We start from the raw sequence: 11,215 nt of genomic DNA on the forward strand, positions 1-11,215 counted from the left end.
CCGCGTCGTGCCGCTTACTGGAACGCCTGGATGCCGGTCTGCGCGCGGCCAAGGATCAGGGCGTGGATGTCGTGCGTGCCCTCGTAGGTGTTGACCACCTCGAGGTTGACCATGTGGCGGATGACGCCGAACTCGTCCGAGATGCCGTTACCGCCGAGCATATCGCGTGCGACCCGGGCGATGTCCAGCGACTTGCCGCAGGAATTGCGCTTCATCATCGAGGTGATTTCCACCGCCGCCGTGCCGGCGTCCTTCATGCGGCCCAGTTGCAGGCAGCCCTGCAGGCCCAAGGTGATTTCGGTCTGCATGTCGGCCAGCTTCTTTTGCACCAACTGGTTGGCCGCCAGCGGACGGCCGAACTGCGAGCGGTCCAGCACGTACTGGCGGGCGATGTGCCAGCAGGCCTCGGCCGCGCCCAGCGCGCCCCAGGCGATGCCGTAACGGGCCGAGTTCAGGCAGGTGAACGGACCCTTCAAACCGCGCACATCCGGGAAGGCGTTTTCCTCGGGGCAGAACACGTTGTCCATCACGATCTCGCCGGTCAGCGAGGCGCGCAGGCCGAACTTGCCGTGGATGGCGGGCGCGCTCAGGCCGGCCATGCCTTTTTCCAGCACGAAGCCACGGATCGCGCCTTCGTCGTCCTTGGCCCAGACCACGAACACGTCGGCCACCGGCGAATTGGTGATCCACATCTTGGCGCCGGTCAGCGCGTAGCCGCCCGGCACCTTTTTGGCGCGGGTGATCATCGAACCGGGGTCGGAACCGTGGTTGGGCTCGGTCAGGCCGAAGCAGCCGATCCATTCGCCGGTCGCCAGCTTCGGCAGGTATTTCTGGCGCTGCGCCTCGGTGCCGAATTCGAAGATTGGCACCATCACCAGCGACGACTGCACGCTCATCATCGAGCGGTAGCCGGAATCGACGCGCTCGACCTCGCGCGCGATCAGGCCGTAGGAGACGTAGTTCAGGCCGGGGCCGCCGTACTGGTCGGGGATGGTCGGGCCCAGCAGGCCCAGCTCGCCCATTTCGCGGAAGATCGAGGTGTCCATCTTCTCGCGGCGGAACGCCTCCAGGATGCGCGGGGCCAGCTTGTCCTGGCAATAGGCTGCGGCGGCGTCGCGCACCATGCGCTCGTCGTCGGTCAGTTGCTGGTCCAGCAACAAGGGGTCATCCCAGTGGAATTGGGCGCGGGCTTGGCTCATGGTGGTCTCTCATTATGGTGAATGCTGCCAGCATTCTATGCCGCGCCGCAGACCCCGGCTTTTCAAATGGCGACACCAATTTCCGTTTTTAGCCCAGGCTGCCGAACTGGCCGCCGTGGAAGATCAGCGGCGGCGCCGGCGTAAATTCGCACAACTCGACCTCGCCGACGAAAATGACGTGGTCGCCCTCGGGATAGCGGCTGCGGTTGTGGCATTCGAACCAGGCCGAGCCGCCCTTGAGGATGGGATGGCCGGTGCGCGACAGTTCGTATTCGACGGTTTCCCACGGATTGCTGCCGCGCGTGGCGAACAGCTTGGCCAAGTGGGCCTGGCCGGCGCTGAGCACGTTGATTACATAATGCGAGTTACCCGTGAAGATGGGCATGCTGTTGGCGCCGTTCGACAGGCTCCACAGCACCAGCGGCGGATCGAGCGAGACCGAGTTGAAGGAACTGGCGGTCAGGCCGCGAAACGTGCCGTCGGCCAGCCGGGTGGTGATCACGGTCACGCCGGTGGCGAACTGGCCCAGGGCCTGGCGGAAATGGGCGGTGTCGAAAGCGCGTTCTTCAGCGCGGGGGGAAATGGTGTGCATGGGTCGGCCTGGGTTCTTTTAGCCATTATGCCAAAGATTTGTGGCGGCGACGGATTGCCGCCGCCGCGCGGCGCAAAACTAGCGGCGCGCGGCGCGCGATTGCGTTACAGTGGCCCATGGCGGGCGGCTTCGATATGGAGGGGGCTATGGGCAGCGATGGGGCGCCGGGCGCGGCGCTGGAGACGGCGGTTCTGGGCGGCGGCTGCTTTTGGTGCCTGGAGGCGGTGTACCTGGAGGTGAAGGGCATAGTCAGTGTCGAGTCCGGTTACACCGGCGGCGCCGTGCCCCATCCCACCTATGAACAAGTGTGCGTCGGCGATACCGGCCACGCCGAAGTGGTGAAACTGCAATTTGATCCGTCCGTCATCGCCTATCACGACATCCTGGAGATCTTCTTCACGATCCACGACCCGACCACCCTGAACCGCCAGGGCAACGATGTCGGCACGCAGTATCGCTCGGTCATCTATCACCAGTCGCCGGAGCAGGAGGCGACCGCGCGCCAGGTCGTCGCCGAGATGGCCAATGTGTGGGACGCGCCCATCGTCACCGAGTTGTCGCCGGCCCGGCCGTTCTACAAGGCCGAGGATTATCACCAGGATTATTTCCGCCGGCATCCGTTGCAGGGGTATTGCGCATTCGTGGTCGCGCCCAAGGTGGCCAAGTTCAGAAAGATCCATGGCCATCGGATGAAGTGAGTTCCACGGTGGCCGGCGTGGCCGGGTATATGTATTTGCGCGACCACGGCAACGTGCCGCTGCGTTGCCCCGCCTTGTGGCCGACGATTTGATACAGGCTGATCCAGTCCTGCTCGAACGCGTAGCTGCAGCCGGCCAGGTACACGTGCCAGATCCGGTAGCGCTTGTCCCCGGCCAGCTTGCGCAGGCGCTCGGCGTGCGCTTCGAAATTGTCGGTCCAGATGGCGCACGTGCGGGCGTAGTGCCGGCGCAGGTTTTCCACGTCGTAGGCCTCCAGGCCGCCTTGCTGCATCGCCTTGAGCACGCTGCCGATATGCGCCAGCTCGCCATGCGGGAACACATATTTGTCGATGAACTCGCCGCCGCCGTACGGCGTCTCGCCGTTGTCCGCGTCGGTGGAGGTGATGCCGTGATTCATCACCAGCCCGTCCGGCGCCAGCAGGCGCTCGATGGCGGCGAAGTACTCCGGCAAATGCCGCAGGCCGACATGCTCGAACATGCCGACGCTGGTGATGCGGTCGAATTGTCCGCGCACGTCGCGGTAGTCCTGCAGGCGGATCTCGACCAGGTGTTCGAGCCCGGCCAGCCGCACGCGCTGCTTGGCCAGCGCATACTGGTTTTCCGACAAGGTGACGCCGACGCAGCGCACCCGGTATTGCTGCGCGGCGCGGATCACCAGCGCGCCCCAGCCGCAGCCGATGTCGAGCAGGGTGTGTTGCGGCCGCAGCGCGATCTTGCGCAGGATGTGGTCGATCTTCTTGAGCTGGGCGGTGGCCAGGTCCTCGTCGCCGTCCTCGAAGTAGGCGCAGGAATAGACCATGTTCGGATCGAGGAACTGCGCGTAGAAGTCGTTGGAGACGTCGTAGTGGTAGCGGATCGCCTCGGCGTCCTTTTGCTTGTCGTGCCTCATGCTTCGGGCGAGGCGCGAGAGCTTGCGCTCGGGCTTGAGCGTGGTGCGCGCCAGCGCGTTGACGACGGCGATCATGTCGCGCGCCGCGCCCTTGACCTCGATCGCGCCTTCCACATAGGCCGTGCCCAGGTTGGCCAGCGACGGCTTGAGCAGGTAGCGCGCGGACGACACGTCGGGCAGGCGTATCGTCACGCGCGGCGCCTCGTTGGAAAAGTCGACGCACTGGCCGTTCCATAGTTCAATGCGCAGCGGGAGCGCGATCTGCCGCCGGATGCCGGCGATCCAGGCGCTGAAGCGATTTTGTACGAACACTTGTGCGAACACGTTACACCTCCGGTTCAGAAATAAAAAGACCACCGCAAGCGATGGTCCGGTTCCGAATCGGCGCGCGTTCGCCGGCCGTGGCTACGGCTGCAAGCGCTCCTTGATCCAGCGGCCATCCGCTTGTTTGACATACACGATCCGGTCGTGGAAGCGCGAGCGGCGCCCCTGCCAGAACTCGATGCGCACCGGTTCGAGGCGGTAACCGCCCCAGTGTTCCGGCCGCACCGGATGCTCGCCGCTGATGGCGGCCGACGCATCGTAATTGGCTTCCATCTGTTCCCGGTTGGCGATGGGCGCGCTCTGCCGCGAGGCGATCGCGGCGATCTGGCTCTTCACCGGCCGGCTGTAGAAGTATTGATCACTTTCCTCGCTTGAAGTTTTGACGACCTTGCCTTCAATGCGCACTTGACGCTCGAGTTCGTTCCAAAAGAATAGCAGCGCTGCGTGCGGGTTGTCACGCAATTGTTGACCCTTTTGGCTGTCATAATTGGTGTACCAGGTGAAGCCGCGCTGGTCGAATTGCTTGATCAGAACAATGCGCGAGGTCGGCCTGCCGTCGGCGCCCACCGTGGCCACGCTCATCGCGTTCGGCTCGTTGACCCTGGCGTGCAGCGCCTCGTCGAACCATTTGCCGAACTGGGCGATCGGGTCGTCGAGCACGTCCGCTTCCGTCAGGCTGGCGCGGCCATAGTCGAGGCGCAGGTCGGCCAGCACCACGCCGTCGGCCACGACGTTGGCGACGGGGACTTGCCGCTGCTCCGGCACCTGGCTTTGCGGCAGCTCGGGCGTGATGCCGCGCCGCAATTGCATCGCGCTGCCCAGTTGCGCCATCTGCTCCGGGCTGAACAGGCGCTTGGCCATCGGCGCGATGTTGGCTTCTTCCTTGGCCATGTGGGCGGCGTAGGCGTCGCAGAAGCGCTGTACGTCGGACGTGGACAGCTCGGCGCTGTCGCCGGCCGCGATTTTCTCCAGCTGCGCCCGCACGATCTCCCAGTCCTTGTCCATGCGCTGGTGGTCGGCCAGGATGCCGGGCACTAATTCGTCGAGCAGCGCGGCGTCGGCGTCGCGGGCGGTGGCCTGCAACATCGGCATCAGGTTTTGCTCTTCGTCGTCGTGGTGCAGGTGGGCGGCGTTGTTGAAATATTTGAGCACGGCCTGCGCGGCCTTTTGCGCCTCGGCGTCGGCGCCGTGCGCGGGCAGGTGGGCCAGCAGGTTTTGCATCGTCGACAACTGCTTGCGGATGCGGTCGTGGCAATGTTTCAAAACTGCTATCGGCTGGCTGAAATCGGGGGCGGTGTCGAACAGGGGTTTATTCTCGGCGTTGCTCATGGCGTGGGGCTTAGGCTAGGGGGAAAGTCATTCTAGAATAATTCTTGTCGCCGCGTCCGGTAAAATGGCGGCATGAACAGCATCTCTGACCCAAATGTCGACGCGGAAGTCGACTTCGACCGCCGTTTCGGCGGCATTGCCCGATTGTACGGCGAACGCGCGCTGGCGCGCTTCCGTGGCGCCCACGTGTGCGTGGTCGGCGTCGGCGGCGTCGGTTCCTGGATCGTCGAGGCGCTGGCCCGCAGCGCCATCGGGCAACTGACCTTGATCGACCTCGACAACGTGGCCGAGTCGAACATCAACCGCCAGATCCAGGCGCTGACCGGCACCGTCGGCCAGGCCAAGATCAGCGCGCTGGCCGAGCGCATCGCGCAGATCAATCCCTACTGCGTGGTCCACCAGATCGAGGACTTCGTCAGCGCCGACAACCTGGACGAGATGCTAGGCGCCGGCAAGTTCGACTACGTGGTCGACGCCATCGACAGCGTCAAGGCCAAGGCCGCGATGATCGCGTATTGCCGCCAGCACGCGCTGCCGCTGGTCATCATCGGCAGCGCCGGCGGCCAGACCGACCCGACCCAGATCGCCGTGCGCGACCTGGCCCGCACCGAGCAGGAGCCGCTGCTGAAAAAAGTGCGCAAGGTCTTGCGCAGCCAGTACGGCTACCCGCGCGGCGAGAAAACCAAGTTCCATGTGGACGCGGTGTTCTCGATGGAACCGCTGAAGTTTCCCGAAACGGGAGAGGTGTGCGCGGTCGACGGCGACGACCGCGCCGGCGGCGTGACCGGCTTGAATTGCGCCGGCTTCGGCTCGGCGATGGTGGTCACGGCCACCTTCGGCATGGTCGCCGCCGGCCACGTGCTGCGCCAGCTGGCCGATGGCGCCCAGCCGGCGGAGCAGGCGTGACCCGCAGTGCCATGCAGGGTCGTACCCCTTGGGGTACGACCCTTAAGTGGTAGCGCTGGCGCATAGGCAAAAGCACACCGGTTTGAACTAACAGCCAATTTTATCCGGTGCGCCAGGCAGGTTTGCTATCATTATGCGCGCTGGCCCGGCCGCCGTGCCGTCCACAGAAACTCATTGAAAGAGAAAACATGACGCGTAGTTCCGTTTTAGTAGCAATGCTGTGCGCGCTGACGGCCTCCGTGGCCCAGGCCCAGACTCCCGCCGCTCCGGCCGCGCCAGCGGCCCCCGCCGCACAAGCCGCGCCTGCGGCGCCCACCACCACCGCCACGCCCGCCGTCGCGCCGCCACCGCCACCGCTGGTCGTCGGTTCGGCCACGCCGGGCCCGGCCGCCGAGCAGCTGATCGTCACCGACACCAAGGTCGGCACCGGCAAGGAAGCGAGCACCGGCGCCACCGTCTACATGCACTACACCGGCTGGCTGTATCGTCCGCTGGCGAAAAACATGCACGGCAAGCAGTTCGACTCGTCGATTCCACGCGGCGAACCGCTCGACTTCGTGCTCGGCGCCGGCCGCGTCATCAAGGGCTGGGACCAGGGCATCCAGGGCATGAAGGTCGGCGGCAAGCGCACCCTGATCATTCCGTCGGAGCTGGCCTACGGCTCGCGTCCGTCGCCGGGCAGCGGCATCCCGCCGAATTCGGCGCTGATCTTCGACGTCGAACTGATGGATGTGAAGTAAGGGTATAAATACGTCGTTGTCCGCGCGGGAGGAGTAGACTGACTACTCCCCATCGCGCGGAGGTTTTTTCCATGCAAATTGCCAACGACGTTACTGAACTGATCGGCCGCACTCCGCTGGTCCGATTGAATCGCTTGACCAAGGGCCTGGCCGCCGACGTGCTGGTCAAGCTGGAATACTGCAACCCGGCCCACAGCGTGAAAGACCGCATCGGCCTGTCCATGATCGAAGCGGCCGAGGCGGCCGGCCAGATCCACCCCGACACCATCATCCTCGAACCGACCAGCGGCAACACCGGCATCGCGCTGGCGATGGTGTGCGCCGCGCGCGGCTACCGCTGCACGCTGGTCATGCCGGACACCATGAGCCGCGAGCGCCGCATGCTGCTGCGCGCCTACGGCGCCGAATTGATCCTCACGCCGGGCGGCGAAGGCATGCTGGGCGCGATCCACCGCGCCGAGGCGCTGGCCGAGAGCGACCGCCGCTACCTGATGCCGCAGCAATTCAACAACCCCGCCAACCCGGATGTGCACCGCCGCACCACGGCCGAGGAAATCTGGAACGACACCGACGGCCGGGCCGACATCCTGGTGGCCGGCGTTGGCACCGGCGGCACGATCACCGGCGTGGGCGAGGTGATCAAGGCGCGCAAGCCGGAGTTCCGCTGCGTCGCGGTCGAGCCGGAGGCCTCGCCGGTGCTGGCCAAGGGCGTCAAGGGGCCGCACCCGCTGCAAGGCATCGGCGCCGGTTTCGTACCGGCCGTGCTCAACACAAGGGTGTACGACGAAATCATCGGCGTGAGCAACGACAACGCCTTCGAGACCGCGCGCCAGGCGGCCAGCCAGGAGGGTTTGCTGGTGGGAATATCGTCGGGCGCGGCGCTGTGGGCCGCGCTGCAAGTGGCGCGCCGACCGGAAAGCGCCGGCAAGATGATCGTCACGATCATCCCGTCGTTCGGCGAGCGCTACCTGAGCACGGCGCTATATGCCAAGTTTGTTGATTAGTGCGCCGGCTCCTGCAGGCAGCACTCGTGCACCGTGGTGCCGAGCCGTACCTGCAAGGTGCTGTGCTGGATTGAGAAATCCTCGCGCAGCTGCCGGGTAATGTCATCGACCGCCATGTCGCCCGGATAACCGGCCGGCGTGACCAGTTGCGCGGTAAGGGCGGTCTCGGTGGTGCTCATCGCCCAGATATGCAGGTCGTGCACCTCGGTCACGCCGGGACGGTCGCGCAGGAACTGCTCGATCTCGCCGCGGTCGACATTGTCCGGCACGGCCGCCAGCATCATGCGCAGCGATTGCTTGAGCAGCGACCACGTGCTGTAGACGATGATGGCCACGATCACCATGCTGACCGCCGGGTCGACCCAGTTCCAGCCGGAATAGCGGACGATCACGCCGGCCACCAGCACGCCCAGCGAGATCGCGGCGTCGGCGGCCATGTGCAGATAGGCGCCACGGATATTGATGTCGTCTTTGCTGCCCGACATAAACAACCAAGCCGAGAAACCGTTGATCAGAATGCCGACGCCGGCCACCACCGACACCGTCAGGCCGCCCACCGGCTCGGGATGGGCCAGCTGCTGCACGGCCTCGAAGGCGATGCCACCACAGGCGACCATCAGCAGCATGGCGTTGAACAGCGCCGCCAGCATCGAGGTGCTGCGCAGGCCGTAGGTGTAGCGCTGGTTGGGCAGGCGCTTGGCCAGGATGGCCGCGCCCCAGGCCAGCATTAGGCCCAGCACGTCGGACAGGTTGTGGCCGGCGTCGGCCATCAGCGCCGTGGAGTTGGCCAGGAAACCGTAGAAGAACTCGACGCCGACGAAGGCCAGGTTGAGCACGATGGCGATGGCGAAGGCGCGGCCCATGGTGTTGGGATCGCCGTGATGGTGGTGGCCGTGCGCGTGATCGTGCCCATGACCATGACCATGATCGTGGGAGTGGCCTTTTGCGGCCTGCCTGGCGGGCGCGTGGCCGTGATCATGTCCATGCTCGTGATCATGGTGGTCATGGCCGTGATGGTCGTGGTGCTTGCTCATGCTTCGTTCCCGTTGGAAGGTTCGGCGATATGTTCCAGCATATCGTTCAGGACGTCGCTGATGTGCGCATCGGCGGCGGAGTAGAAAACTTGTTTGCCTTGCCGCTCGGCCTTCACAATGCGCGCCGCGCGCAGCAAGCGCAAGTGGTGGCTCACGAGCGAACTGCTCAGTTCCAGGGAAGTGGCGATGTCGCTGACCGCGATCGGCGCCGCCACGCAGGCGAGCACGATGCGCAAGCGGGTCGGATCGCCCAGCAGGTGGAACAGGTCGGCCAATTGCGCGATGGCGGGATCGACGCCGGTATAGTCGTGTTGACAGCTCATGTATTTTGTACAACTCATCATGTGAACAGGTATTCACATGTTAGCACGAAAAAAGAAACGCACAACGCGAAACGGCGGACCACGCGTCCGCCGACATCCCTTATTTCTGCAGTTCCGCCTGCAATTGGCTGCGCACCTTCGGGTCCAGCTTCTCTATAGCCTTGGCCAACTTCTCCGCGTTGCGCAAGGCCAGCGTCTGCTCCGGCGTCAGCGCCTTGGCCTGCTCGATCACCGGCGCCGGCGGCGGTTTGGCAAACACCGCCTGCGCGCCGACGACGATCAGCGCACTGAGAATGGCGATGCCGGCGGCCGCCCCCAGCAAGCGCAACTCGCGCGGCGTGATCGCCGGCGACTGCGTGGCGATCGGCCGCACCGGACCGGGCGGCGTCGGCACATAGCCGGGGGAGGCCGGCACCGCCGACGGCTCGTTGGTCGCATCCAGCACCACCGCCTTGCGCGCCACCTCCGCCACCGGCGGCAAGCCACCGGCCTGCCGCGCATGCCGGGTCAACTCAAGCGAGGCCGCGTCGATCGCCGCGATATGCCGCCCGACCGCCTCCTCCAGCACCGCCTCGTTCAGCGCCACCAGCGCAAAAATCGGGTCGTCGATGTCGATCTTGACGCCGGTTTTCTCAAATACCAGACTCCGCAGCTTTTGCTGATCCATGGCCGCCTACCACTCGACCTTGTCGAGCTGCTCGAACAGGTCGCGGAACACCACCTTGATGCGCTGCTTTTCCATGACGTTGAACTTGTCGCTTTCGCGCACCTCGTTGGCGGTCAGGCGCGCCGTGTTCATCTTCTTGATGTCGGCGCCGAAGGTGTCGGCGTTGCGCGCCGACAGCACGATGCGCCCGCGCACGCGCGACGAATTGTCGGCGTAGGTCTGCGACTCGGTGAACTGCTTGCCGGACGCCGATTGCAGCAGGCCGAAGTGCTCGTTTTCCCACAGCACCAGCGGCACCTTGGTGGCCTTGGCGGTCGACACGAAGCCCATCGCGGTGTCGTGCAGGGTGTCGCCGCCGCCGACGATGGTGTGGATGTAGACCTTGCGGCCCGATTCCTCGAGCAGCGCGAAGCAATCGTTTTCAAGCAGGTAGCCCATCAGCGGCGAAAAGGTGTTGGCGCCGTTGTCGATGACGCAGTTGCCTTCCTCCTCGAGGATGTCGATCATCAGCGCGTCGAAGCGTTTGGGATCGATGGTGCGGCTGTCGGTCATCACCGGCACATGCTTGACGTCCATCGCCTTGTAGCGCGAAAACGTGGCGTTCTCCTGGTCGGTGTCGTAGCAGCGCAGCGGCTGGCGCTGCTCCTCGAGGTCGCCGGCCGCGTCCTTGCTGGCGAGCCATTGCGCGAGGATCGTCGAGACCAAGGTCTTGCCGATGCCGCCTTTGCCCTGGAGAATAAAATGTACCGTGTTTTGCATCGAAATCACCCCTGAATCTGCTGGAAATAGGCGCGCCACCGCGCGCGAACGCATCGAGAGTAATTGTTTTGTGGCAGGAAGGCAACCATCACGGCTGTGATGGCGCCGTCGAGCGGGGGAGGGACGCTGGCCGCGCCGTCAGTCGATGAAGCGCAGCAGGCCCTGCAGCGCGTGGATCACGGTCTGCTCGCGCACCGCCTTGCGGTCGCCGGTGAACACCAGGCGCTCGGTGTGGACGGTGTCGGCGTTGGCCCAGCCGAAGCAGACGGTGCCGACCGGCTTGCCCGGCACGGCGCCGGTCGGGCCGGCGATGCCGGTGGTCGACACCGCCAGATGGGCGTTGCTCGACCCGAGGGCGCCGCTCGCCATCGCCGCCGCCACCTCTTCCGAGACGCTGCCCATCTGCGCGATCAGCGCGGCCGACACGTCCAGCAGCTCGGTCTTGGAGGCGTTGGAATAGGCGATGAAGCCGCAGTCGAACCACGCGGTCGAACCGGCGATCTCGGTGATGGCCTGGGCCACGCCGCCGCCGGTGCAGGACTCGGCGGTGGCCAGGATCAGGCCCTTGTCCTGCAGCGCCTTGCCGACCTGCGCGGCGAGGTCGAGGATGGTGGCGGCGTTATCGGATTTCGTCTCGTTACTCATGTAAACTCTCCTTCTGAAGCGGCGTTCGGGAGCCGGCTGGGATTTCCCGCAGGGTGTGCCGCCACTGTACCATGCAGATCACAAT

At 65.2% G+C, this 11,215-nt stretch carries 13 protein-coding genes; 4 read left to right on the forward strand and 9 right to left on the reverse strand.

The window, feature by feature from the left end:
- Positions 1-14: 14 nt before the first annotated feature.
- Together MRBLMU1_RS30090 and MRBLMU1_RS30095 are read right to left on the reverse strand one after the other, a co-directional pair.
- On the reverse strand, positions 15-1,199 hold the full coding sequence (locus tag MRBLMU1_RS30090) for an acyl-CoA dehydrogenase (RefSeq protein WP_363509815.1): 1,185 nt from the start codon (positions 1,197-1,199) through the stop codon (positions 15-17).
- Between the two features lie 88 nt (positions 1,200-1,287).
- Positions 1,288-1,791, reverse strand: a complete 504-nt coding sequence (locus MRBLMU1_RS30095) for a flavin reductase family protein (protein WP_363509817.1) — start codon at positions 1,789-1,791, stop codon at positions 1,288-1,290.
- A 146-nt stretch (positions 1,792-1,937) separates the two neighbouring features.
- Between MRBLMU1_RS30095 and msrA the strand changes: the two genes are divergently transcribed.
- Positions 1,938-2,489, forward strand: coding sequence for a peptide-methionine (S)-S-oxide reductase MsrA (gene msrA / locus MRBLMU1_RS30100; RefSeq protein WP_363509819.1), 552 nt, complete (start codon positions 1,938-1,940; stop codon positions 2,487-2,489).
- On the opposite strand, the gene MRBLMU1_RS30105 is transcribed toward msrA, so the two are convergent.
- The gene (locus tag MRBLMU1_RS30105; protein WP_363510253.1) at positions 2,458-3,711 is read right to left on the reverse strand and encodes a cyclopropane-fatty-acyl-phospholipid synthase family protein; all 1,254 of its coding nucleotides are present in this window, start codon (positions 3,709-3,711) and stop codon (positions 2,458-2,460) included. The two genes, msrA and MRBLMU1_RS30105, sit on opposite strands and share 32 nt — an antisense overlap.
- Positions 3,712-3,804: 93 nt before the next feature.
- Entirely contained in the window at positions 3,805-5,052 is a 1,248-nt protein-coding gene (gene pdxH / locus MRBLMU1_RS30110; RefSeq protein ID WP_363509821.1) for a pyridoxamine 5'-phosphate oxidase, read from the reverse strand.
- A 72-nt stretch (positions 5,053-5,124) separates the two neighbouring features.
- Here pdxH and tcdA point away from each other — a divergent pair, with 72 nt between their 5' ends.
- From tcdA to cysK, 3 genes are all read left to right on the forward strand, one after another.
- The gene (gene tcdA, locus MRBLMU1_RS30115) at positions 5,125-5,958 is read left to right on the forward strand and encodes a tRNA cyclic N6-threonylcarbamoyladenosine(37) synthase TcdA (RefSeq protein WP_363509823.1); all 834 of its coding nucleotides are present in this window, start codon (positions 5,125-5,127) and stop codon (positions 5,956-5,958) included.
- A 215-nt stretch (positions 5,959-6,173) separates the two neighbouring features.
- Positions 6,174-6,698 carry an FKBP-type peptidyl-prolyl cis-trans isomerase gene (locus tag MRBLMU1_RS30120; RefSeq protein ID WP_363510255.1) on the forward strand — a complete coding sequence of 175 codons (525 nt, stop codon included), beginning with the start codon at positions 6,174-6,176 and terminating at the stop codon, positions 6,696-6,698.
- Between the two features lie 71 nt (positions 6,699-6,769).
- On the forward strand, positions 6,770-7,702 hold the full coding sequence (gene cysK, locus MRBLMU1_RS30125) for a cysteine synthase A (RefSeq protein ID WP_363509825.1): 933 nt from the start codon (positions 6,770-6,772) through the stop codon (positions 7,700-7,702).
- Here cysK and MRBLMU1_RS30130 read toward each other — a convergent pair.
- From MRBLMU1_RS30130 to MRBLMU1_RS30150, 5 genes are all read right to left on the reverse strand, one after another.
- Positions 7,699-8,736, reverse strand: a complete 1,038-nt coding sequence (locus MRBLMU1_RS30130) for a cation diffusion facilitator family transporter (RefSeq protein WP_363509827.1) — start codon at positions 8,734-8,736, stop codon at positions 7,699-7,701. The genes cysK and MRBLMU1_RS30130 overlap by 4 nt on opposite strands.
- On the reverse strand, positions 8,733-9,059 hold the full coding sequence (locus tag MRBLMU1_RS30135; protein WP_363509829.1) for an ArsR/SmtB family transcription factor: 327 nt from the start codon (positions 9,057-9,059) through the stop codon (positions 8,733-8,735). Before MRBLMU1_RS30135 ends, MRBLMU1_RS30130 begins: the two co-directional genes overlap by 4 nt.
- A 100-nt stretch (positions 9,060-9,159) precedes the next feature.
- Complete coding sequence (locus MRBLMU1_RS30140; RefSeq protein ID WP_363509831.1) at positions 9,160-9,726, reverse strand: hypothetical protein; 567 nt, start codon at positions 9,724-9,726, stop codon at positions 9,160-9,162.
- 6 nt (positions 9,727-9,732) lie between these two features.
- Positions 9,733-10,485, reverse strand: coding sequence for a hypothetical protein (locus MRBLMU1_RS30145; RefSeq protein ID WP_363509833.1), 753 nt, complete (start codon positions 10,483-10,485; stop codon positions 9,733-9,735).
- A 138-nt stretch (positions 10,486-10,623) separates the two neighbouring features.
- Positions 10,624-11,130 carry a CinA family protein gene (locus MRBLMU1_RS30150; RefSeq protein ID WP_363509835.1) on the reverse strand — a complete coding sequence of 169 codons (507 nt, stop codon included), beginning with the start codon at positions 11,128-11,130 and terminating at the stop codon, positions 10,624-10,626.
- Positions 11,131-11,215 lie beyond the last annotated feature (85 nt).

The organism is Burkholderia sp. LMU1-1-1.1 (assembly GCF_040675865.1).
Taxonomy (GTDB): Bacteria; Pseudomonadota; Gammaproteobacteria; order Burkholderiales; family Burkholderiaceae_D; genus Rugamonas.

Excerpts from the sequence above, each read along its gene's own strand:
- MRBLMU1_RS30090 (WP_363509815.1), bottom strand. The coding sequence starts at position 1,199 with ATGAGCCAAGCCCGCGCCCAATTCCACTGGGATGACCCCTTGTTGCTG.
- MRBLMU1_RS30095 (WP_363509817.1), bottom strand. The coding sequence starts at position 1,791 with ATGCACACCATTTCCCCCCGCGCTGAAGAACGCGCTTTCGACACCGCC.
- msrA (WP_363509819.1), top strand. The coding sequence starts at position 1,938 with ATGGGCAGCGATGGGGCGCCGGGCGCGGCGCTGGAGACGGCGGTTCTG.
- pdxH (WP_363509821.1), bottom strand. The coding sequence starts at position 5,052 with ATGAGCAACGCCGAGAATAAACCCCTGTTCGACACCGCCCCCGATTTC.
- tcdA (WP_363509823.1), top strand. The coding sequence starts at position 5,125 with ATGAACAGCATCTCTGACCCAAATGTCGACGCGGAAGTCGACTTCGAC.
- MRBLMU1_RS30120 (WP_363510255.1), top strand. The coding sequence starts at position 6,174 with ATGCTGTGCGCGCTGACGGCCTCCGTGGCCCAGGCCCAGACTCCCGCC.
- cysK (WP_363509825.1), top strand. The coding sequence starts at position 6,770 with ATGCAAATTGCCAACGACGTTACTGAACTGATCGGCCGCACTCCGCTG.
- MRBLMU1_RS30130 (WP_363509827.1), bottom strand. The coding sequence starts at position 8,736 with ATGAGCAAGCACCACGACCATCACGGCCATGACCACCATGATCACGAG.
- MRBLMU1_RS30135 (WP_363509829.1), bottom strand. The coding sequence starts at position 9,059 with ATGAGCTGTCAACACGACTATACCGGCGTCGATCCCGCCATCGCGCAA.
- MRBLMU1_RS30140 (WP_363509831.1), bottom strand. The coding sequence starts at position 9,726 with ATGGATCAGCAAAAGCTGCGGAGTCTGGTATTTGAGAAAACCGGCGTC.
- MRBLMU1_RS30145 (WP_363509833.1), bottom strand. The coding sequence starts at position 10,485 with ATGCAAAACACGGTACATTTTATTCTCCAGGGCAAAGGCGGCATCGGC.
- MRBLMU1_RS30150 (WP_363509835.1), bottom strand. The coding sequence starts at position 11,130 with ATGAGTAACGAGACGAAATCCGATAACGCCGCCACCATCCTCGACCTC.